Annotated in this window: 21 protein-coding genes; 13 read left to right on the top strand and 8 right to left on the bottom strand. The window is 68.0% G+C overall.

Annotation, left to right across the window (positions count from 1 at the left end):
- Nucleotides 1-251 precede the first annotated feature (251 nt).
- Nucleotides 252-527, top strand: coding sequence for a hypothetical protein (locus ADBZ5N_RS09115; protein WP_526257169.1), 276 nt, complete (start codon nucleotides 252-254; stop codon nucleotides 525-527).
- Between the two features lie 15 nt (nucleotides 528-542).
- Nucleotides 543-890 (top strand): hemophore-related protein, encoded by a 348-nt coding sequence (locus ADBZ5N_RS09110; protein WP_526257168.1) that lies wholly within the window; start codon nucleotides 543-545, stop codon nucleotides 888-890.
- A gap of 20 nt (nucleotides 891-910) precedes the next feature.
- On the opposite strand, the gene ADBZ5N_RS09105 is transcribed toward ADBZ5N_RS09110, so the two are convergent.
- The gene (locus ADBZ5N_RS09105; RefSeq protein WP_526257167.1) at nucleotides 911-1,204 is read right to left on the bottom strand and encodes a WhiB family transcriptional regulator; all 294 of its coding nucleotides are present in this window, start codon (nucleotides 1,202-1,204) and stop codon (nucleotides 911-913) included.
- Between the two features lie 307 nt (nucleotides 1,205-1,511).
- On the opposite strand from ADBZ5N_RS09105, the gene ADBZ5N_RS09100 reads away from it, so the two are divergent.
- The 3 genes from ADBZ5N_RS09100 to ADBZ5N_RS09090 all read left to right on the top strand — a co-directional run bounded on the left by ADBZ5N_RS09100 (nucleotide 1,512) and on the right by ADBZ5N_RS09090 (nucleotide 4,185).
- Nucleotides 1,512-2,324 (top strand): hypothetical protein, encoded by an 813-nt coding sequence (locus tag ADBZ5N_RS09100; protein WP_526257166.1) that lies wholly within the window; start codon nucleotides 1,512-1,514, stop codon nucleotides 2,322-2,324.
- Between the two features lie 90 nt (nucleotides 2,325-2,414).
- Nucleotides 2,415-2,993 (top strand): RNA polymerase sigma factor, encoded by a 579-nt coding sequence (locus ADBZ5N_RS09095; protein WP_526257165.1) that lies wholly within the window; start codon nucleotides 2,415-2,417, stop codon nucleotides 2,991-2,993.
- Nucleotides 2,986-4,185 carry an anti-sigma-D factor RsdA gene (locus ADBZ5N_RS09090; protein WP_526257164.1) on the top strand — a complete coding sequence of 400 codons (1,200 nt, stop codon included), beginning with the start codon at nucleotides 2,986-2,988 and terminating at the stop codon, nucleotides 4,183-4,185. Before ADBZ5N_RS09095 ends, ADBZ5N_RS09090 begins: the two co-directional genes overlap by 8 nt.
- An 82-nt stretch (nucleotides 4,186-4,267) precedes the next feature.
- Here ADBZ5N_RS09090 and ADBZ5N_RS09085 read toward each other — a convergent pair whose 3' ends face one another.
- Entirely contained in the window at nucleotides 4,268-4,675 is a 408-nt protein-coding gene (locus ADBZ5N_RS09085; protein WP_526257163.1) for a DUF5319 family protein, read from the bottom strand.
- A gap of 102 nt (nucleotides 4,676-4,777) precedes the next feature.
- On the opposite strand from ADBZ5N_RS09085, the gene guaB reads away from it, so the two are divergent.
- From guaB to guaA, 3 genes are read left to right on the top strand one after another with little or no spacing between them, the layout of a single operon-like run.
- Nucleotides 4,778-6,355 (top strand): IMP dehydrogenase, encoded by a 1,578-nt coding sequence (gene guaB / locus ADBZ5N_RS09080; protein ID WP_526257162.1) that lies wholly within the window; start codon nucleotides 4,778-4,780, stop codon nucleotides 6,353-6,355.
- Between the two features lie 23 nt (nucleotides 6,356-6,378).
- Nucleotides 6,379-7,506 (top strand): GuaB3 family IMP dehydrogenase-related protein, encoded by a 1,128-nt coding sequence (locus ADBZ5N_RS09075; protein WP_526257172.1) that lies wholly within the window; start codon nucleotides 6,379-6,381, stop codon nucleotides 7,504-7,506.
- 42 nt (nucleotides 7,507-7,548) lie between these two features.
- The gene (gene guaA, locus ADBZ5N_RS09070) at nucleotides 7,549-9,114 is read left to right on the top strand and encodes a glutamine-hydrolyzing GMP synthase (protein WP_526257161.1); all 1,566 of its coding nucleotides are present in this window, start codon (nucleotides 7,549-7,551) and stop codon (nucleotides 9,112-9,114) included.
- 23 nt (nucleotides 9,115-9,137) lie between these two features.
- On the opposite strand, the gene ADBZ5N_RS09065 is transcribed toward guaA, so the two are convergent.
- Both ADBZ5N_RS09065 and ADBZ5N_RS09060 read right to left on the bottom strand, forming a co-directional pair.
- On the bottom strand, nucleotides 9,138-9,497 hold the full coding sequence (locus ADBZ5N_RS09065; RefSeq protein WP_526257160.1) for a hypothetical protein: 360 nt from the start codon (nucleotides 9,495-9,497) through the stop codon (nucleotides 9,138-9,140).
- 21 nt (nucleotides 9,498-9,518) lie between these two features.
- Nucleotides 9,519-10,427 (bottom strand): fructose bisphosphate aldolase, encoded by a 909-nt coding sequence (locus tag ADBZ5N_RS09060; protein ID WP_526257171.1) that lies wholly within the window; start codon nucleotides 10,425-10,427, stop codon nucleotides 9,519-9,521.
- Between the two features lie 109 nt (nucleotides 10,428-10,536).
- Here ADBZ5N_RS09060 and imuA' point away from each other — a divergent pair, with 109 nt between their 5' ends.
- Together imuA' and ADBZ5N_RS09050 are read left to right on the top strand one after the other, a co-directional pair.
- Nucleotides 10,537-11,214, top strand: a complete 678-nt coding sequence (gene imuA', locus ADBZ5N_RS09055) for a DnaE2-dependent mutagenesis accessory factor ImuA' (protein ID WP_526257159.1) — start codon at nucleotides 10,537-10,539, stop codon at nucleotides 11,212-11,214.
- A gap of 26 nt (nucleotides 11,215-11,240) precedes the next feature.
- Nucleotides 11,241-12,782 (top strand): DNA polymerase Y family protein, encoded by a 1,542-nt coding sequence (locus tag ADBZ5N_RS09050; RefSeq protein WP_526257170.1) that lies wholly within the window; start codon nucleotides 11,241-11,243, stop codon nucleotides 12,780-12,782.
- Between the two features lie 153 nt (nucleotides 12,783-12,935).
- Here ADBZ5N_RS09050 and ADBZ5N_RS09045 read toward each other — a convergent pair whose 3' ends face one another.
- Both ADBZ5N_RS09045 and ADBZ5N_RS09040 read right to left on the bottom strand, forming a co-directional pair.
- Nucleotides 12,936-13,352, bottom strand: coding sequence for an acyl-CoA thioesterase (locus ADBZ5N_RS09045; protein ID WP_526257158.1), 417 nt, complete (start codon nucleotides 13,350-13,352; stop codon nucleotides 12,936-12,938).
- Nucleotides 13,349-14,077: a histidine phosphatase family protein gene (locus tag ADBZ5N_RS09040; protein WP_526257157.1), complete on the bottom strand. Its 729-nt coding sequence runs from the start codon at nucleotides 14,075-14,077 to the stop codon at nucleotides 13,349-13,351. Before ADBZ5N_RS09040 ends, ADBZ5N_RS09045 begins: the two co-directional genes overlap by 4 nt.
- A gap of 87 nt (nucleotides 14,078-14,164) precedes the next feature.
- Here ADBZ5N_RS09040 and ADBZ5N_RS09035 point away from each other — a divergent pair, with 87 nt between their 5' ends.
- Entirely contained in the window at nucleotides 14,165-15,034 is an 870-nt protein-coding gene (locus tag ADBZ5N_RS09035) for a MaoC family dehydratase (RefSeq protein ID WP_526257156.1), read from the top strand.
- An 8-nt stretch (nucleotides 15,035-15,042) separates the two neighbouring features.
- Here the strand turns inward: ADBZ5N_RS09035 and ADBZ5N_RS09030 are convergent, their stop codons facing one another.
- On the bottom strand, nucleotides 15,043-15,753 hold the full coding sequence (locus tag ADBZ5N_RS09030) for a VIT1/CCC1 transporter family protein (protein WP_526257155.1): 711 nt from the start codon (nucleotides 15,751-15,753) through the stop codon (nucleotides 15,043-15,045).
- Nucleotides 15,754-15,818: 65 nt separating this feature from the next.
- Between ADBZ5N_RS09030 and ADBZ5N_RS09025 the strand changes: the two genes are divergently transcribed.
- The gene (locus tag ADBZ5N_RS09025; protein ID WP_526257154.1) at nucleotides 15,819-19,112 is read left to right on the top strand and encodes a DNA polymerase III subunit alpha; all 3,294 of its coding nucleotides are present in this window, start codon (nucleotides 15,819-15,821) and stop codon (nucleotides 19,110-19,112) included.
- Between the two features lie 31 nt (nucleotides 19,113-19,143).
- Nucleotides 19,144-19,785 (top strand): nitroreductase family protein, encoded by a 642-nt coding sequence (locus ADBZ5N_RS09020; RefSeq protein ID WP_526257153.1) that lies wholly within the window; start codon nucleotides 19,144-19,146, stop codon nucleotides 19,783-19,785.
- Nucleotides 19,786-19,794: 9 nt separating this feature from the next.
- On the opposite strand, the gene ADBZ5N_RS09015 is transcribed toward ADBZ5N_RS09020, so the two are convergent.
- On the bottom strand, nucleotides 19,795-20,015 hold a 221-nt coding region (locus tag ADBZ5N_RS09015; RefSeq protein WP_526257152.1), incomplete at its 5' end, for a tRNA (cytidine(34)-2'-O)-methyltransferase.

The following is a 20,015-nucleotide window of genomic DNA, read 5'->3' as shown; positions in this document are numbered from 1 at the left end:
ATGCCCCAGTGGCAGGGTGTCCGGAGGGGGACTTGCGGACACCCTGCCCTGGCGGGCGATTGCGTACTCGACTATGCGCCCGCCTACCTGACTGAGCGGACTCGGGTTCTTTTCCGTACGCTGGGGTTCAGCAGGGTGCCCGCGCATCCCCCCCGTTGCGGGCACCCTGCCCTGACCCCCCTGCCCCGACCCCCCTGCGCCGCCGGCTCGCGTGATTAGCTTGTGTTACAGCCCAATCAAGAGGAGCCGACGTGCTGCTGACACTGCGCCTCGTTCCCGTCGTAGCTCTGGCCGCAACAGCGGTTGCGGCAGCACCGACAGCCACCGCCGACTGCAACACCGTCACGGGCAGCACGTTGTGCGCCAGTGGCACCGTCACCGGCAGTTCCGGTGCGCCGACGAGTGTGCCCGTCTACAACCCGTATCCGTGTTACGGAAGCCCGGCGTGCGACTTCTATGACGACTACAACCCCGGCCTGATCTTCGATCTCTCGCCGGGCTTCGGCAACCGGCCCCAACCTCGCTAACCTAAGGAGTCCCCAGTGCTCAAGATCCGTTTGCTTCATGGGCTTTTGGCCGCCGGCGCGATCTCCGGTTCCCTCGCTACCGCGCCGGGGGCTGTTGCCGAACCGCCCAATTGCACCGCCGCAGATATGGCCGGGGTCGCCGCGGGGGTCTCGGCCGCGACATCGGCCTACCTGTTCACCCACCCTGATGTGAATGCATTCGTCACCGGCCTCAAAGGGCAACCCCGCGACCAGGTGCTCACTGAGGTGCAGCAGTACCTCGACGCCAACCCGCAGACCAAGGCCGAGATCCGGGCTATCCGGCAGCCATTGGCTGATCTACGCACCCGATGCGGCGTCAACACCGAGATGCCGATGGGTTGATCGCGTCGCGATCAAACCCCTCAGGCGCTGCGGCGACGAATTCCGCCTTTGAGCAACACTTCCCGCTCAGATTCACTCAGTCCACCCCAGATTCCATAGGGCTCACCAACTCGCAACGCGTGCGTCCGGCACTGAGTGATGACCGGGCATTGCCGGCACAGTTGCTTCGCGCGCATCTCCCGCTGAGCCCGGGCCCTGCCCCGCTCTCCGTCGGGATGAAAGAACACCGCGGAATCGACGCCCCGGCAGGTGCCCTGCATCTGCCAATCCCATACGTCGGCATTCGGACCGGGTAGCTGCTGCGGCTGTAGCATGTGAAAACCTCTCTCCCCGTGCGTAACTGGCACGTACGAGTTATGGACGATGCAGTGCAGTCGCCGGTGACCACTCGCATGCGCCACGCTATGGGGGTTGATGAAACCTCGTCAATAGGCGCCGATGCGCTCAAATGCCTCGTCTCAGGCCAAAAATTAACGTCTCGTTCACCTCCTAACTTCGCCCCCTGTGATCGCCCCAGCACCGTCCCCCGGCCGAGGTCAGCGGCCGATGGCCGTCGGTGTGTCAGTTGACACAGCCGTAACGTGAGGACCACAAACTCTTAACCGGTAGCGTCACGACACGATGTCCCCAATGTCTGCCACGGCCGATCACCTCGCCGCAGCGGCATTCGGCGACGATCCCGGCCGCTGGCCGCTGCCCACCGCGGAGGATCCTCGGCATTGTTGGCTGCGGTCGGTGGCCGCCGGCGGGCAGGGTCGCTACGGCAGCGCCGTAGCTGACCTCTCGACGTTACTGCGCGGGCGTCCCGACGCCCGGCTGGCCTCACTGGCGCTGAGCACGCGGGCCTCCTTCCTGCGCCAGTTGGGCTGGCACTGGCACGCCCACGACTGGGATGGCAGGGCGTGGGCGCGGGCCGCCGGCGATCCGGAGGCCGGGGCGGATGCCCTGATTGGACTTGCCGCCGACGCGCTGGGGGTGGGCCGATTAGCAGCCTCGGCGACCTTATTGGCCCGGGCCGCCGACCTGGTGGAGGCCCACCCGAAGCCACCGCCTCGGCTGGAGATCCGGCTGGCCTGGGTCCGTGCCGAACTGGCGATGGCAGGCGGGGACGGCCATGCCGCCACCGCGCACGCCCGGTGCGGAGCCGAACTGGCCCAGACCGCGCTGCCCCTACTGCGCCGCCATCGGGTCAAAAGTGACGTCGTGCTGGCGGCGTCTCTGTGTTGCGCCGGCGACCTGGCAGGCGCCCGCACGCTGGCCGAAGCCGCTCTTGATGCCGCCGACGCCTACGGCCTGGTGCCGCTAAGGTGGGCGCTGGCCTGCCTGCTCGCCGACGTCGGCAGCGGTGTGCACAGCCCGGCGGTCATCGCCGACATCCGGGACCGAAGCGCCCACTTCGTGGCCCGCCACGGCGGTCGGTGGAATGCCCGCTAACCGCGTGTGAGCAGGCCCGGCCGATATTGTCACTGCTGAGCCGGGGCCCACCGAAAAGCCCTGTACGTAACGTTGGAGATGCCGCCGTCGATGTCCATTCCAGGAGAGCGTCTCGACGCCGCCGTTGCTGAGGCAGTGGCCGGCAGTCGAGATGCGCTTCGGGAGGTAGTGGAGACCATCCGTCCCATCGTTCTCCGGTACATCCGGGCACGGATCGGGACTACGGAACGTAGTGGTCTTTCAGCTGACGACGTTGCACAGGAGGTTTGCTTGGCCGCCATCCAGGCGCTGCCGCGCTACCAGGATCAGGGACGCCCCTTCCTGGCCTTCGTGTACGGCATCGCATCGCACAAGGTCGCCGACGCCCATCGCGCGGCGGCCCGGAACAAGTCCGAGCCCACCGACTTGGTGCCTGAGCGGTACTCGCTGGACGCCGGTCCCGAGCAGATGGCGATGCAGTCCGACTCCGCTGCCCGAATGAACAAGTTGCTGGCCCTGCTGCCGGACAAGCAGCGCGAAATCCTCACGCTGCGCATTGTGGTCGGCTTGTCTGCGGAAGAGACTGCGGAAGCCGTCGGCAGCACCCCGGGTGCCGTCCGGGTGGCCCAGCACCGCGCCTTGGCGCGGCTGAAGTCCGAGATCGCTGGAGCGGGGTTCGACTATGCCTGACTTTGGGAGGCCTGACTTTGGGAGGCCACCTGAGCCGTCGCTGGACGAGATCCGGCGTTCGGACGCGTTCATCGACGCCTTGGCCGGCGGTCGGCCGGTGGCTCCGCAGGACCCCGCCGACGCCGAATTGGCGGGCCTGCTCGGCCGGTGGCGAGACGAGACCCGCTGGCCGCCCGCCACCGGGTTGATCACCGAGTCCGACGCGATTGCCGCGCTCACCGCCGGCAAAACCCAGAGACGCCCCGGCGCCGGCCGCGAGCGCTGGGATCCTGACACCGCCACCACCCCCAGGCGGCGTCCGCGTGGTCTGAGCGTGATTGGTGCAACCGCGGCTGCGGTGCTGTGTATCGGCGGTTTCGGTGCTGTCGTGGCCGGAGCAGGACCGGGCGACGGGCTCTACGGCCTGCGCACCATGCTGTTCGGCGCACCCAAACAGGTACGCGACGATCAGGTCGGGTTGGCGGCCCGGACCCAACTCAATCAGGTGCAGGATCTGATCTCCCGCGGCGACTGGCAGCAGGCCCAGAACAAGTTGGTCGAGGTGAGCACTCAGGTTGCCAGCATCGGTGACCAACAGCAGAAACAAGATCTGCTGGAACAGTTCAACGACTTGTCGGCCAAGGTTGTCGAGCGTGATCCGGCTGCCACCGCGCCGCCCGGCGTCGTCTACACCGTCCCACCGTCGGCCGCCGAGTTGGTCCCGGCCGTCGCACCCACCAGCACACCCAGTGCGCCGCCGCCGAGTGCAACGACCACGCCGACGCCGACGACCTCGTCGAGTGCCGCCACTACGCCGACGTCCGGCACCACGACCGCGGCGCCGACGTCCGGGCCGGCGAGTGCCACCGGGTCGGCCACGTCGTCGGCGGCGACATCGGCTGCGCCGTTCCCCACGTCGTCTGCTGCGCCATCCCCGGGCCCGACGTCGGTAGAGACGTCGGCTGCCGCCCCCTCGGCGCAGAGTGAGCAGACGGCGACGCCGACCGGTGCCGCCCCGACGCCGACCGCCACCGAGGCCCAACAGTCTCCCGCCGCGGTGAGCACAAGCGCGGCCCCCCAGCCCACCTCGGGTACGCCGGCGCCGTCGGAGTCTGCCGCCGCGCCGGCTCCGCCGCCCGCTGAATCGGCCCCCGCGCCGTTACCGGAGACCGTGGTCACCACAACCGTGGTGATTCCGGTGCCGATCGGCTAGCGACAGGCGTCATCGATTCTGCGCTGAGACCGCGAAAAACCGGAATCCGACGATCTACCCGCAGAATCGATGAAGGAAGTATTCAGCGCGAGCCGTCGTAGTAGTCCGAGGTCGCCTCGTTCAGTGACGCGTCGGCGTACCCGCGGCAGTAGTCCCACGTGACGTAGGCGTCCGGTTCAGGGTCGTAGGCCGGCTCATGCGGGCGCACCGTGCCGTCGACGAGGAGTTGAAGCAGGTTGGCGCGCAACATGTCCCAGTCGTGGTAATGGTCCTGGTTGCAGTCATCGCAGCACACCACCAGGCCGCGGATGCCCTTGCCTGCCAACAGCGCCTCGTAGACGGCGAGGTCAGCGAGGTCGGCTTCGACGGCGGCGCGTTCCTGAGGGTCCAGCGGCTGGCCCGGCTCCAGAGCGTCCAGCGCCGCAGACGGATCACTCGGATCGTCGGCGAACGGATCCGGCGGCAGGCCTGGTGGCAGGTGGTCGCGCACGCCTCCCACATTACGCGAGCACCCCTGGGAGCGCGCCGGTAACCATCCCGCGAGCCGATAGGATGAGTTACCCGTTTCCGCCCGCTGATGGAGGCCGCGCCGATGTCCATTGCCGAAGGCAGCACCGACGGGCTCAACGGCCTGCTGCACGCGCCGATCACCGTTCCGTTGCCGACCGGCGGTGACGACCCCACCAAAATCGCGATGCTGGGACTGACCTTCGACGACGTGCTGCTGCTGCCCGCCGCTTCCGACGTGGTCCCGGCGACCGCCGACACCTCCAGTCGGCTGACCCGCAGAATCCGCCTGAAGGTGCCCCTGGCCAGTTCGGCCATGGACACGGTGACCGAGGCCAGGATGGCGATCGCGATGGCCCGGGCGGGCGGTATCGGGGTGTTGCACCGCAATCTCTCCGTCGCCGAACAGGCCAGCCAGGTCGAGATGGTGAAGCGCTCCGAAGCCGGCATGGTGACCGACCCGGTGACCTGCTCGCCGGACAACACGCTGGCCGAGGTCGACGCCCTCTGCGCCCGGTTCCACATCTCCGGTCTGCCGGTGGTCGATCCCGACGGCGCCCTGGTGGGCATCATCACCAACCGGGACATGCGCTTCGAAGTCGATATGAACAAGCGTGTCGCCGAGGTCATGACCAAGGCTCCCTTGATCACCGCACAACAGGGAGTCACCGCAGATGCCGCTCTTGGCCTGTTGCGCCGCAACAAGATTGAGAAGCTGCCCATTGTCGATGGTCACGGCAGGCTCACCGGTTTGATCACCGTCAAGGACTTCGTCAAGACCGAAAAGCACCCGTATGCAACCAGAGACAGCGATGGACGGCTGCTGGTCGGCGCGGCGGTCGGGGTCGGTGAGGATGCCTGGGATCGGGCCATGGCTCTGGTCGAGGCCGGCGTGGACGTGATCGTCGTCGACACCGCCCACGCCCACAACCGGCGAGTGCTCGACATGGTCGGCAAAGTGAAGGCGGAGGTCGGCCACCGAGTCGAGGTCGTCGGCGGCAATGTCGCCACCCGCAGTGCGGCCGCCGCCCTGGTGGAAGCGGGTGCGGATGCCGTCAAAGTGGGCGTCGGCCCCGGTTCCATCTGCACCACCCGGGTCGTGGCAGGGGTGGGGGCGCCGCAAATCACGGCCATCCTGGAGGCGGTCGCGGCCTGCGCGCCGGCGGGGGTTCCGGTCATCGCCGACGGTGGCCTGCAGTACTCCGGGGACATCGCCAAGGCGCTGGCCGCCGGGGCGTCGACGGCGATGCTGGGGTCGCTGCTCGCCGGGACCGCCGAAGCTCCCGGCGAGCTGATCTTCGTCAACGGCAAGCAGTTCAAGAGTTACCGCGGTATGGGGTCGCTGGGGGCCATGCAGGGCCGCGGCCAGGCCGGCGCCACCAAGTCGTACTCCAAAGACCGCTACTTCCAGGACGATGTGCTCTCCGAGGACAAATTGGTGCCCGAGGGCATCGAGGGCCGGGTGCCCTTCCGCGGCCCACTGGCCACCGTCATCCACCAGCTCACCGGCGGCCTGCGCGCGGCCATGGGCTACACCGGATCGGCGACCATCGCCGACTTGCAGCGGGCGCAGTTTGTTCAGATCACCGCGGCCGGGCTGAAGGAAAGTCACCCGCACGACATCACCATGACCGCCGAAGCGCCGAATTACTACTCCCGGTAGGAGACAACAAAGCCGTGCGCGACATGGTTGAAATCGGCTTGGGCAGAACCGCCCGCCGCACTTACGAACTCAGCGAAATCAACATCGTCCCGTCCCGGCGGACCCGGTCCTCCAAGGACGTATCGACCGTCTGGCAATTGGACGCCTATCGGTTCGAGATCCCCGTCATCGCCCACCCGACCGACGCCTTGGTGTCACCCGAGTTCGCCATCGAATTGGGACGGCTCGGCGGTCTCGGGGTGCTCAACGGCGAGGGGCTGATCGGCCGGCACGCCGACGTCGCCGACAAGATCGCCCAGGTCCTGCGGGCCGCTGAGAAAGAAGATGATCCGGCCGTCGCCATCCGCTTACTGCAGCAACTTCATGCGGCGCCGCTTGACCTCGACCTCCTCGGCCAGGCGGTGGTCCGGGTCCGCGACGCCGGGGTCACCTCGGCCGTGCGGGTCAGTCCACAGAACGCCCAGGCGCTCACCCCCACGCTGGTTGCCGCCGGCATCGACCTGCTGGTCATCCAGGGCACCATCATCTCCGCCGAACGTGTCGCTTCCGACGGTGAGCCACTGAACCTCAAGACCTTCATTTCCGAACTGGACGTCCCCGTGGTCGCCGGCGGCGTCGCCGACCATCGCACGGCGCTGCACCTGATGCGCACTGGCGCTGCCGGGGTCATCGTGGGCTACGGCTCCACCGCCGGGGTGACGACCAGTGATGAGGTCCTCGGAATCAGCGTGCCGATGGCCACCGCGATCGCCGACGCCGCTGCAGCCCGCCGCGAGTACCTCGACGAGACCGGCGGTCGCTACGTTCACGTGCTCGCCGATGGGGATATCCACACCTCCGGGGAATTGGCCAAAGCGATCGCCTGCGGCGCCGACGCGGTGCTGCTCGGCACGCCGCTGGCGGCGGCCGCCGAAGCGCTCGGCGGCGGCTGGTACTGGCCGTCGGCCGCGGCGCATCCGTCGCTGCCGCGGGGTGCGCTGCTCGACGTCGAATTGGGTCAGCGGCCGTCGCTGGATCAGGTTCTCAACGGGCCGTCGGACGATCCGTTCGGGTCGCTCAACCTCGTCGGCGGCTTGCGGCGTTCGATGGCCAAGGCCGGGTATTGCGACCTCAAGGAATTCCAGAAGGTCGGCCTGACGGTCGGTAACTGACTGCACGCCTGCGCCCGTCGCCGAGGGACTTAGACTGTGCCGGTGCAAACGGTGGAACCCTCGGCCACTCCGCGACCCGTCCTGGTGGTCGACTTCGGCGCCCAGTACGCCCAGTTGATCGCGCGGCGGGTGCGGGAGTCCCGGGTGTTCTCCGAAGTGGTTCCCCACACCGTCACGGTCGAGGAGATCAAGGCCCGCGATCCCCAGGCCATCGTGCTCTCCGGCGGCCCGGCCAGCGTGTACGCCGACGGGGCACCGCAACTGGACCCCGCCCTCTTCGACCTGGGGGTGCCGGTGTTCGGCATCTGCTACGGCTTTCAGGCCATGGCCCAGGCGCTGGGTGGCACCGTCGCCCGCACCGGAACCAGCGAATATGGCCGTACCGACCTCAATGTGCTTGGTGGGCAACTGCACTCGGGGCTTCCCGGCATCCAGCCGGTATGGATGAGTCATGGTGACGCGGTCACTGACGCGCCTGCCGGTTTCGAGGTGGTGGCCACCAGTGCCGGAGCGCCGGTGGCGGCCTTCGAGGATCCCAGCCGCAAACTCGCCGGGGTGCAGTACCACCCCGAGGTCATCCACACCCCGCACGGCCAACAGGTGCTCAGCCGGTTTCTGCATGAGTTCGCCGGCATCGGAGCCACCTGGACCCCCGCCAACATCGCCGAGACACTCATCGAGTCGGTGCGCGAACAGGTCGGCAACGGTCACGCCATCTGCGGCCTGTCCGGGGGAGTGGACTCCGCGGTGGCCGCCGCGCTGGTTCAGCGCGCCATCGGTGACCGGCTGACCTGTGTGTTCGTCGACCACGGCCTGTTGCGGGCCGGGGAACGCGAGCAGGTGCAACGCGACTTCGTCGCCGCCACCGGGGCCCGACTGGTGACCGTCGATGCTGCCGAACGGTTCCTGGAGGCGCTGACCGGTGTCAGCAACCCCGAAGGTAAGCGCAAGATCATCGGCCGCGAGTTCATCCGCGCGTTCGAGGGTGCGGTGCGCGACCTGTCCTCCGACGCGGACATCGGGTTTCTGGTCCAGGGAACGCTGTACCCTGACGTCGTCGAATCCGGCGGCGGCAGCGGTACGGCCAACATCAAGAGCCACCACAACGTCGGGGGCCTGCCGCCGGACCTGAAGTTCAGCCTCGTCGAGCCGCTTCGGCTGTTGTTCAAGGACGAGGTTCGGGCGGTCGGCCGTGAGCTCGGGCTGCCCGAGGAAATCGTTGCGCGTCAACCATTCCCGGGTCCGGGACTGGGCATCCGGATCGTCGGTGAAGTGACTGCCGACCGGCTCGACACCCTGCGCCGGGCCGATTTGATCGCCCGGGAGGAATTGACCTCGGCCGGCTTGGACAACCAGATCTGGCAGTGCCCGGTGGTGCTGCTGGCCGACGTCCGCTCCGTCGGCGTGCAGGGCGACGGCCGCACCTACGGCCACCCAATCGTGCTGCGTCCGGTGTCCAGCGAAGATGCCATGACCGCCGATTGGACCCGGGTTCCCTACGAGGTGCTGGAACGTATTTCGACCCGGATCACCAACGAGGTACCGGAGGTCAATCGGGTGGTGCTGGATGTGACCAGCAAGCCGCCCGGCACCATCGAATGGGAGTAGCGCCGATCAGTCCGGATCGCCATCTAGAGACCGGGCAGGCAGTTGACGAAGGGGATGTAGCCCTTGCACAACTCAAAGATATTCGGCTGGTTCGGCGGTGGCGGGGCTGGCGGTATCGGCGTTGGGAAGAGGTTTGGACCTTCCCAGTAGCGAGCCGGAGCGCCGGTGATGACGTCGTAGTCGAAGTAGTAGGTGTGGCAGACGTTCATGTCCCACACCAGATCTGTCGGGGCACGGGGCGGATCATTGGGCATTGGTTGGCCCGGACACCACTGGAACGGCCCGTAGACATAGGCGTGGGCGGTACCGGTCCCCAGCCACAACCCGGCGGCTGCGGTGGCGGCCACCAGGGCGGTGGCGAGGCGGCCGGGTTTGCATCCCATTGCGGGAGGATACGTCGCTCGTTAAGTCCTTGACGCCGATTCGATTTCGGCGATCGATTCATCAAGTGCGGTATCGAAATCATGCTCGCTCTGCTGGGCGGTGAGCCCCTCGGTCAGGGCTCTGGAGAAGCTGGCGATCATGCCGTGGTTGCGGGACAACCGTTGGCAGGCCTCGGCACGGGTGTAGCCGCCGGATAGTGCCAGCACCCGCATCACCCGGGGATCGTCCACCAGGTCGCGATAGAGGTCGTCGGTCTCGGGCAGGGTCAGCTTGAGCATGATCTGCCGGCCGCCGCCCAGCCTGCCCAAGCCGGTGCTGATCGACTCTGTGAGTTGTTCCTCTGCTTGGGCTTTGGCGGGGCTGTGGATATCGACCTCGGGTTCGATGATCGGTACCAGCCCGGCGGCGAGGATCTGATCCGCGACGTCGAACTGCTGGCTGACCACTGCGTCAAGACCCTTGCCCGGCATAGTGATCAGCGAGCGCATCTTGGTGCCGAAGATGCCCATGACCCGGGCCCGGGTGAGCAGAGAATCCAGGTCGGGAATCGGCTTCATCAGCTGCGCACCGTCCTGCTCGGCAGCAAGGCCCTTGTCCACCTTGAGGATCGGCACGATGTTCTTGACCGTCCATAGATAGTCGGCGGTTGGCCGGCCTTCGATGTCGCGGTCCATGGTGTCCTGGAAAAGGATGGTGGCAAGTATCCGCTCCCCGTCGAAACTGGGACTGGTGATGATGCGGGTCCGCATCTGGTGGACGAGGTCGAACATCTGCTCATCGCCGGAGTAGGCGTCCTCAGCGATGCCGTACAGCTGCAGCGCCCTGGGTGTGCTGCCGCCGCTTTGGTCGAGTGCGGCTACGAAACCGTGGCCGCGGGTCATCTTCTCGGCCGGCGCGGGGGACGGTGCGGGGGACGGCGCGGGGTCCATGACCTCATGCTGCCAGACCTCTTGACGGCTGTCGGTGGGCAGGTGTTTACTCACTGGATCGAACATATATTCGAAAACAGATGGCGTCGATCCCGGCTGGAGGTGGGCGATGACGGCGGCAATTGCCCTAGAGAAACGGCAGCGTGACCGCGCTGAACAGGTAGAACAGCTGCGCCGCCAGATGGCGGCGGTCTCTGGCAAAGTCGGTGCCCGGTGGCGCCCCACCGAATCCGCAGCCGACCCTCTGCCGACCGGTGAGTCTTTGCTGGCGGTCCCCGACGCGCTGGCCGAGGCCCTTCCGGCCGGGTTGCCGAAGGGAACGGTTGCGGTGCTCTCCGGTGCCCGTTCGCTGCCGGTGGGGTTGGCTGCTGCGGTGAGTGCCGCCGGTGGTCACGTGGCCGTGGTCGGGATGCCCGGCTTCGGCCTGCTGGCAGCCGCCGAGATGGGTGCGGACCTCAGCCGGTTGGCGGTGATCCCGCAACCGGGCTCCGATCCGGTCGAGGTGGCCGCCGTGTTGATGGACGGGATGGACCTGGTGGTGCTCGGACTTGCCGGCCGCTGCGTCCCGGCCACCCGATCGCGGGCGGTGGTGGCCCGGGCGCGGCAGCGGGGGTGCACCCTGCTGGTTTCCGGCGGGCAGTGGCAGGGCGCCTCGATGCGGATGGACGCCCGGGTGTGCGGATATGAGATCACCGGCGGGTCCGGGTCCGGGTCCGCTGCGCCGGTGCCCGGTTGCGGCCGGATCAGCAGGGTTCGGGTATCGGTCCGGGCGCGGGGCCGACCGTGACCACGCGGGTTCTGGCCATCTGGTGCATGGACTGGCCGGCCGTGGCCGCCGCGGCTGCCGCCGGGTTGGAACCCACCGCCCAGATCGTGGTCACCTGCGCCAACCGGGTGGTCGCCTGTTCGGCCTCGGCCCGCATGGCCGGGGTGCGGCGCGGTCTGCGGCGGCGGGAGGCCCAGGCCCGCTGTCCGCAGGTGCATGTCGCTCTCGCCGACCCGGCCCGTGACGCCCGGTTCTTCGAGGGCGTGATCACCGCGGTGGACGATGTGGTGCCCCGGGCCGAGGTGCTCAGACCAGGCCTGCTGGCCCTGCCGGTGCGCGGCGCCGCCCGCTATTTCGGCTCCGAGCAGGCGGCCGCTGAACGCTTGGTCGACGCTGTCGCCGCCGCCGGTGCCGAATGTCAGGTCGGGGTCGCCGACCAGTTGCCCACCGCGGTGTTCGCCGCCAAGGCCGGTCGGGTGGTGCAGCCCGGCCAGGATGCGGCGTTCCTGGCGGGAATGTCCATCAGGCGGCTGGCCGGTGAGCCCAGCCTGTCCGGCCCTGGCCGGACCGAGTTGGCGGATCTGCTGTGGCGCATGGGAATTCGTACCTTAGGTCAGTTCGCCGCACTGCCGCGCGGGGATGTCGCGTCCCGGTTCGGGGCGGATGCGGTGATCGCTCATCGTCTCGCCCGCGGTGAACCCGGCCGCGGCCCCTACGGCCGCGATATTCCGCCAGAACTCGACGCGGTGCTGCAGTGTGACCCGCCGATCGACCGGGTCGACGCCGCGGCGTTCGCGGGACGCACGCTGGCGGCCGCCCTGCACCGCAGTCTGGAGGCGGCCGGGGTCGGGTGCACCCGGCTGGCCGTCCACGCCGTCACCGCCGGCGGTGCTGAACTGACCCGGGTGTGGCGGTGTGCGGAGCCACTGACCGAGGACGCCACCGCCGACCGGGTGCGCTGGCAACTCGACGGCTGGCTCACTTCTCGGCGGGCGGCCGGGCAGGGCCTCACCGGCCCGGTGATCCTGCTGCGCCTGCAGCCGGTGGAGGTGGTGTCCGCCGAGGCGCTCCAGCTGCCGCTGTGGGGTGGCCTCGGCGAGGAGGACCGGCTGCGGGCCCGGCGCGCCCTGGTCCGGGTGCAGGGCCTGTTGGGTCCCGACGCGGTGCAGGTCCCGGTGCTCAGCGGCGGACGCGGACCCTCCGAGCGGATCACGCTCATTGCGCTCGGGGACGAACCGGTACCCCGGGACGCCCCGGACCGGCCCTGGCCCGGCCAGCTCCCGCAACCCGCCCCGGCGGTGCTGCTGGAGTATCAGCCCGGCACCGTGGAAGTGCTTGACGCACAGAGCAACCCGGTTCGGGTGACCGCCCGCGGCATGTTCACCGCCGAACCCGTCCGACTGGACGGTGGCGAAACGCCCTATCGGGGTGAGCTGAGCTGGTGGGCCGGGCCGTGGTCGGTGGACGAGCGGTGGTGGGAATCCGAACGGTCCGGGCGCATCGCCCGGGCCCAGGTTCTGGTGGGCGACACCGCCCTGCTGTTGTGTTACCGGCAGCGCCGCTGGTACATCGAAGGCGTCTACGAATGATAAGGCGTCTACGAATGATTCGGACGCCGCTGAGTCAGGCGCCGGGCGAACGGACCCACCCGTTCGATGAACCGGGTGACGAACGCCTCCGGGTCAACGTCGATCCCCAACAGCCCCGCACCGTGTCGACGTCAGCGAAGACCGGCAGCAGCCTCACCGTGCTTCGGCGGCGGCCAACCGCTTGCGGAACCACTCCGGCCACGGCTGTTTCTCGAAGTTCTTGGCGTCCACGCAGACGTGGGTCAGAGCAGCCTCGGCGATCAGATCGGTACCGCGCTCGATCCGGTAGGTGCTGTGCAACGATGTCCGCCCCGGCGCCTCGATCACCACCGTGATCGCCAACTCGTCGTCGAACTGCGCGGGCCGGCGAAACCGCAACTCCGCGGCAACCACCACAAAGTCGATGCCGCGTTCGGTCAAAGCCGCATAACCCCCGAACAATTCACGCAGCGCCTCGGAGTGGGCCATGTCCACCCAGGTGAGGTAGTGACCGTTGAACGCCCGGCCCTGCATATCGCATTCGACGTAGCGCACCCGCAGTCGCAATGCGAACTGGGCGCCGGCGCTCACGCAGCTTCGTCGATGGAGAAGTTGGTGATGCCGTCCCAGTCGACCAGCGTCCACCCGGTCACCGGATTGCCGTTGAGCACCACCCGGCCGGTATTGGGCAGCGGGTGATCGGTGAGCAGGTTGCGCTTGCCGTTACGGGCGTTCATCAACGTCCAGATCATGATCGCCAACCCGCTGGAGAACGCCAACGGCTTCTCGTCGCCGCTGTCGTAGATCGTCTGCACCGCCGCGGTGAACGCCGCGTTGAAATCGTCGCCATTCACCGAGCCGGGGATGCCGAACCGGCGATCACCCTTGAGCCAGCCCTCCGGGCCCAACAGGAACGTCCCGGAGGTATCCGACATCGGGACACCCTCGAACCACCCAGCCGGGATCTCGTTGAGTCCTGGCAGCACCGTGACCTGCTCGCCCAACGCTTTGGCCGCCGGGGCCGCGGTCTGCTGCGTGCGCAGCATCGCCGAGGCGAACACACCGTCGTAGTTGTTGCCGACCAGTTTGTTGGCCAGCTCCTCCGCTTGCTGCTGGCCGGCCGGCGTCAACCCCGGTCCGGGCACGACGGTGGACGCGATGTCAGCGGCGTTGGCTTCCGACTCCGCGTGCCGGATGAAGGTCAGCGTGATGTTGCGGACGTCGGGGGCGGGCTGGCCGCCGCACGAGGCCACCAGCATCACCGACATCAGCATGGCCAGTGCCGAGGACATTCTCCGAGCGCGCGAAACGTACATATGGACAGCGTGCACTGTTCGCCGCCCCGGCGGGGACAATTTGAGCGAGTGCGACCATTCGACAGACCAATCAGTCAAGGAGCGGCAATGGCAATCGACCCCTCGGCAATCGGCGCAGTCACCGAACCCAAGCTCTACGAGTGGACCGACCGGGACACCTTGCTCTATGCACTGGGCGTCGGAGCCGGAACCGGCGACCTGGCTTTCACCACCGAGAACAGCCACGACGTCGCCCAGCAGGTACTACCCACCTTCGCGGTGATCTGCTGCATGGGTTTCGCCGCCGCCCCACTGGTGGGCAGCTTCAACTGGGGCACGTTGCTGCACGGGTCCCAGGAAATCCGGCTGTCGGCGCCGCTGCCGGCGGCCGGGGCGCTGTCGGTCGTCGCCGAGGTGGCTGACATCCAGGACAAGGGCGAGGGCAAGAACGCCATCATCATGCTGCGCGCCCGCGGCAGCGACCCCGACACCGGCACGCAGATCGCGGAGACGTTGACCACGCTGGTCATCCGCGGCGACGGCGGGTTCGGCGGGCAGCCCGGGCAGCGGCCGGCCGCCCCGGAGTTCCCCGACCGCGAACCCGACGCCCGCATCGCCCTGCCCACCGGTGCGAACCAGGCACTGATCTACCGGCTCTCCGGTGACCGCAACCCGCTGCACAGCGACCCCTGGTTCGCCCGGGAACTGGCCGGTTTCCCCACGCCGATCCTGCACGGGCTGTGCACCTACGGCTTCGCAGGCCGCGCGCTGCTGGCCGAACTGGCCGGCGGCGAGGCGGCCAAACTCACCGCGATGGCGGCGCGTTTCTCGTCCCCGGTCTTCCCCGGCGAGACGCTGACCACCTCGATCTGGCGCACCGATCCTCGCCGGGCGGTCTACCGCACGGAGGCGGCCGGCACCGACGGCTCCAACGCCCGCATCGTCCTGGACGACGGCGTGGCGGAGTACGCCGACTAGATGACGCCCTAGATGACGCCGCCCATCGCCAGACCGATGCCGTAGGTGATCGCCATCGCGATGGCGCCGCCGACCACTACTCGCTGGGTGGCGCGGACCGGATCGGCGCCGCCGAGGCGGGCACTGATCCAACCGGTGATCCCCAGCGCGATCAGCACCGCCACAAACGTGATGGGAATCCGGGTCATCGGCGGTGTCAGCAGGATCGCCAGCATCGGCAGCAGCGCCCCGATGGTGAAGGAGATCGCCGAGGAGATCGCGGCGTGCCACGGATTTGTGAGCTCGTCTGGATCGATCCCGAGTTCGATGTCCACGTGCGCGGCGAAAGCATCGTGGTCGGTCAGTTCGCGGGCGACGGTCCGGGCTGTCTCTTCCGATAATCCCTTAGCCCGGTAGAGCCCGACGAGTTCCCGGAACTCCTCCTCGGGTTTCTCGGCGAGCTCCCAGCGTTCCTTGGCCAGCAGTGCTTTCTCGGTGTCGCGCTGGGTGCTCACCGACACGTATTCGCCCAGCGCCATGGACAGTGCCCCGGCTACCAGGCCCGCCATACCGGCGGCGAAGATGGGTCCGCGGTCGGTGGTGGCGGCCGCCACGCCGATCACGATGCCGGCCACCGAGACGATGCCGTCATTGGCGCCCAGCACGCCGGCGCGCAGCCAGTTCAGTTTGGTGTTGATGGCGCCGACGTGTGGTTCGGCGGGATGGGTTTCTGCAGTCACTGCATGAGCGTAGGGTCAACCGCAACACTTGTCCTATCGAATGTGTGTTCGATACCCTTGTCCGGGTGGGCTGGAATGACGGACCGCCGACCTGGGCGGAGATGGAGCGGGTGCTCAACAGCCGGCCGCCGCTCGCCGAGCCGGCCGCCGACGGCAGCGACGGCCCTGTGTGGTCACGCAAGCGTGCCGGCTATCAGGCACCCGATCTCGACCCACCGAGGCCGACGGTGCCCTACGCCGAATTGCACGTCCATTCGGCGTTCAGCTTTCTCGACGGCGCCAGCACCCCGGAGGAGCTGGTCGAGGAGGCGGCGCGGCTGGGTCTGCGGGCGATCGCGATCACCGACCATGACGGTCTGTACGGGGTGGTTCGGTTCGCCGAGGCGGCTCGGGAACTTCAGATGCCGACAGTGTTCGGAGCCGAGTTGTCCCTGGGTGAAATGTCGTCGCGAAATATCGCCCGAACCCAAGAGCCTGACCCGCCCGGCCCGCATCTGCTGGTCCTCGCCCGCGGCCCGGAAGGGTACCGCCGGCTGTCCCGCCAACTGGCTGCCGCCCACCTGGCGGGCGGGCAGAAGGGCAGGCCGCGCTATGACTACGACGCACTGACCGAAGCCGCCGGGGGTCACTGGCACATTCTGACCGGTTGCCGTAAAGGCCATGTGCGCCAGGCGCTCTCGGCCGGCGGCCCAGAGGCGGCCGCTGCCGCGCTGGCTGATCTGGTGGACCGGTTCGGCACCAATCGGGTCGGCATCGAGCTCACCCACCACGGCCACCCCCTCGACGACGAGCGCAATGCCGCACTGGCCGAGTTGGCCCCGCGGTTCGGGGTGAGTGTGGTGGCCACCACCGGTGCGCATTTCGCCGGGCCGGCCCGGGGCAGGCTGGCGGCGGCCATGGCGGCGATCCGAGCCCGCCAGTCCCTGGATGACGCGGCCGGCTGGCTGGCCCCGATGGGCGGGGCGCATCTGCGCTCCGGTGCCGAGATGGCCCGGCTGTTCACCCAGCACCCGCAGGCCGTCACCGCCGCGGCCGATTTGGGTGAGCAGTGCGCCTTCGAGTTGGCGCTCATCGCCCCGCAGCTTCCGCCGTTCGACGTTCCTGCAGGGCACACCGAGGACAGTTGGCTGCGCGAACTGGTCATGATCGGGGCTGCGCAGCGGTACGGGCCGAGGGCCGCTGCGGGGCGCGCATATGCCCAGATCGAGCGGGAACTCGCCGTCATCGCCGACCTGAAGTTCCCGGGTTACTTCCTGGTGGTGCATGACATCACCGGGTTCTGCCGTCGCAACAACATCCTCTGCCAGGGCCGGGGTTCGGCAGCCAACTCGGCGGTCTGCTACGCCCTGGGGGTCACTGCGGTGGACCCGATCGCCAACGGCCTGCTCTTCGAACGGTTTTTGTCACCCGCCCGCGACGGGCCGCCCGACATCGACATCGACATCGAATCGGACTTACGGGAGCAGGTCATCCAGTACGTCTACCGGCGCTACGGCCGCGACTACGCCGCGCAGGTGGCCAACGTGATCACCTACCGCGGCCGCAGTGCGGTCCGCGACATGGCCCGCGCGCTGGGGTTCTCCCAAGGTCAGCAGGACGCCTGGAGCAAACAGGTCAGCCGATGGAGTTCGGTTGCGGATTCCCCTGACCTCGAGGGCATTCCCGAACAGGTGGTGGATCTGGCCGTGCAGATCAAGGATCTGCCCCGGCACATGGGCATCCACTCCGGCGGCATGGTGATCTGTGACCGACCGATCGCCGACGTGTGCCCGGTGGAATGGGCCCGGATGCCGGGCCGCAGTGTGCTGCAGTGGGATAAAGACGACTGTGCGGCAATCGGTTTGGTGAAATTCGATCTGCTCGGCCTGGGCATGCTGTCGGCTTTGCATTACGCCATCGACCTGGTCGGCGAACACAAGGGTGTCGAGGTCGATCTGGCCACGCTGGACCTGTCCGAGGCGGCCGTCTACGAGATGCTGCAGCGCGCCGACTCCGTCGGGGTCTTCCAGGTGGAGTCCCGGGCGCAGATGGCCACCCTGCCCCGCCTGAAACCCAGGGTGTTCTACGACCTGGTGGTCGAGGTCGCACTGATCCGGCCCGGCCCCATTCAGGGCGGCTCTGTGCATCCCTATATCAAGCGCCGCAACGGCCTTGAGCCGGTCGTCTACGACCACCCGTCGATGGAGTCGGCATTGCGAAAGACGTTGGGGGTCCCGCTGTTCCAGGAACAGCTCATGCAGGTGGCGGTGGACTGCGCGGGTTTCTCGGCGGCCGAGGCCGATGAATTGCGCCGCGCCATGGGCTCCAAACGGTCGACCGCCAAGATGCGACGGCTGCGGGACCGGTTCTACGCCGGGATGGCTCAGCGGCACGGCATCACCGGGGAAGTGGCCGACCGGATCTACGAGAAGCTGGAGGCATTCGCCAATTTCGGCTTCCCGGAGAGCCATTCGCTGTCCTTCGCCTCACTGGTGTTCTACTCCTCGTGGTTCAAGCTGCATCACCCGGCGGCGTTCTGTGCGGCGCTGCTGCGCGCCCAGCCGATGGGCTTCTATTCCCCGCAGTCACTGGTCGCCGACGCGCGCCGGCACGGGGTGGTGGTGCACGGTCCGTGCGTGAACGCCAGCCTCACCCACGCCACGCTGGAGAGCCACGGCACGCAGGTCCGACTCGGATTAGCCGCAGTGCGCCACATCGGCGCCGATCTGGCGCAACGCATCGTCGACGAACGGCACGCCGGTGGCCCGTTCACATCCCTGCTGGATCTGACCGGGCGGGTTCAATTGTCCGTGCCCCAGACCGAGTCCCTGGCCACCGCCGGTGCGCTGGGTTGTTTCGGTGTCACCCGCCGGGAGGCCCTGTGGGCGGCCGGCGCCGCCGCGGCCGAACGCCCGGACCGGCTTCCGGGGGTGGGCTCGTCCTCACACGTGCCCGCGCTACCGGGGATGAGTGCGTTGGAGTTGGCGGCCGCCGACGTCTGGGCTACCGGGGTATCACCGGACAGTTATCCGACGCAGTTCCTGCGCAAGGATCTCGATGCGCTCGGTGTCATCCCGGCCGATCAGTTGGGGTCGGTGCCGGATGGCAGCCGGGTGCTGGTCGCCGGCGCGGTCACCCATCGGCAGCGCCCCGCCACCGCCCGGGGGGTAACGTTCGTGAACATCGAGGACGAGACCGGCATGGTCAACGTGTTGTGCACACCCGGGGTGTGGGCGCGGTACCGGCGGGTGGCCCAGGGTGCGGCGGCGCTGCTGATCCGGGGCCAGGTGCAGAACGCCAGCGGGGCGGTGACGGTGGTGGCCGATCGGATCGGACCGCTGAGGATGACGGTGCAGTCCCGCTCCCGCGACTTCCGCTAGCACGCCGACGTTCAGCCGTACTCTTCTGAGCATGACACTGAACCTCACCGCCGACGAAGTCCTCACCACCACCCGATCGGTACGCAAGCGGCTGGACTTCGACCTACCGGTACCCCGTGAGGTTCTGATGGAGTGCCTTGACATTGCTTTACAGGCGCCCACCGGCTCAAACTCCCAGGGCTGGCAGTGGATGTTCATCGAGGATCCCGCCAAGAAGAAGGCGCTGGCTGACATCTACCGTGCCAACGCGACCCCCTACCTCGATCTGCCCAAGCCTGTCCGCGGGGACATCCGCGATGAGCAGATGGACGCCGTGATGAACTCCGCGAAGTATCTCAACGAGAACATGGAAAAGGCGCCGGTGATGATGATCCCACTGCTGGAGGGCCGCCCGGATGGCGCCCCGATCGGCATGCAGGCCTCCTACTGGGGGTCGATCCTGCCCGCGGTGTGGAGCTTCATGTTGGCGCTGCGGGAGCGCGGCCTCGGAACGGCGTGGACCACGCTGCACCTGATCGGTGACGGAGAAAAGCAGGCCGCCGATCTACTGGGCGTCCCGTTCGAGGACTACACCCAGGGTGGGTTGTTTCCCATCGCCTACACCAAGGGCACCGACTTCAAGTTGGCCAAGCGACTTCCCGCCGAGCAGCTGACGCACTGGGACACTTGGTAATCGGTTGATTCAACAGCCGCCCGGGAAGCCGTGCTGGCGCCAGGCCTCGTAAGCCGCCACTGCCGCGGCATTGGACAGATTCAAGGACCTTCGGCCCGGCAGCATTGGGATGCGGACCTTCTCAGTGATGTGCGGATCGGCGAGCGTGGCCTCATCCAGACCCGTGGGTTCGGGGCCGAACAACAGGACATCGCCAGGCAGATAGCGGATTTCAGCGAAGGATCGTGTGG

Source organism: Mycobacterium sp. (assembly GCF_044370595.1).
Taxonomy (GTDB): domain Bacteria; phylum Actinomycetota; class Actinomycetes; order Mycobacteriales; family Mycobacteriaceae; genus Mycobacterium.
The sequence above is the reverse complement of the archived record's forward strand: the minus strand, read 5'-3'. Positions and strand labels throughout refer to the sequence as shown.

Excerpts from the sequence above, each read along its gene's own strand:
- guaB (WP_526257162.1), top strand. The coding sequence starts at position 4,778 with ATGTCCATTGCCGAAGGCAGCACCGACGGGCTCAACGGCCTGCTGCAC.
- ADBZ5N_RS09095 (WP_526257165.1), top strand. The coding sequence starts at position 2,415 with ATGTCCATTCCAGGAGAGCGTCTCGACGCCGCCGTTGCTGAGGCAGTG.
- ADBZ5N_RS09105 (WP_526257167.1), bottom strand. The coding sequence starts at position 1,204 with ATGCTACAGCCGCAGCAGCTACCCGGTCCGAATGCCGACGTATGGGAT.
- ADBZ5N_RS09060 (WP_526257171.1), bottom strand. The coding sequence starts at position 10,427 with ATGGACCCCGCGCCGTCCCCCGCACCGTCCCCCGCGCCGGCCGAGAAG.
- imuA' (WP_526257159.1), top strand. The coding sequence starts at position 10,537 with ATGACGGCGGCAATTGCCCTAGAGAAACGGCAGCGTGACCGCGCTGAA.
- ADBZ5N_RS09050 (WP_526257170.1), top strand. The coding sequence starts at position 11,241 with ATGGACTGGCCGGCCGTGGCCGCCGCGGCTGCCGCCGGGTTGGAACCC.
- ADBZ5N_RS09100 (WP_526257166.1), top strand. The coding sequence starts at position 1,512 with ATGTCCCCAATGTCTGCCACGGCCGATCACCTCGCCGCAGCGGCATTC.
- ADBZ5N_RS09020 (WP_526257153.1), top strand. The coding sequence starts at position 19,144 with ATGACACTGAACCTCACCGCCGACGAAGTCCTCACCACCACCCGATCG.
- ADBZ5N_RS09075 (WP_526257172.1), top strand. The coding sequence starts at position 6,379 with ATGGTTGAAATCGGCTTGGGCAGAACCGCCCGCCGCACTTACGAACTC.
- ADBZ5N_RS09090 (WP_526257164.1), top strand. The coding sequence starts at position 2,986 with ATGCCTGACTTTGGGAGGCCTGACTTTGGGAGGCCACCTGAGCCGTCG.
- ADBZ5N_RS09065 (WP_526257160.1), bottom strand. The coding sequence starts at position 9,497 with ATGGGATGCAAACCCGGCCGCCTCGCCACCGCCCTGGTGGCCGCCACC.
- ADBZ5N_RS09040 (WP_526257157.1), bottom strand. The coding sequence starts at position 14,077 with ATGTACGTTTCGCGCGCTCGGAGAATGTCCTCGGCACTGGCCATGCTG.
- ADBZ5N_RS09035 (WP_526257156.1), top strand. The coding sequence starts at position 14,165 with ATGGCAATCGACCCCTCGGCAATCGGCGCAGTCACCGAACCCAAGCTC.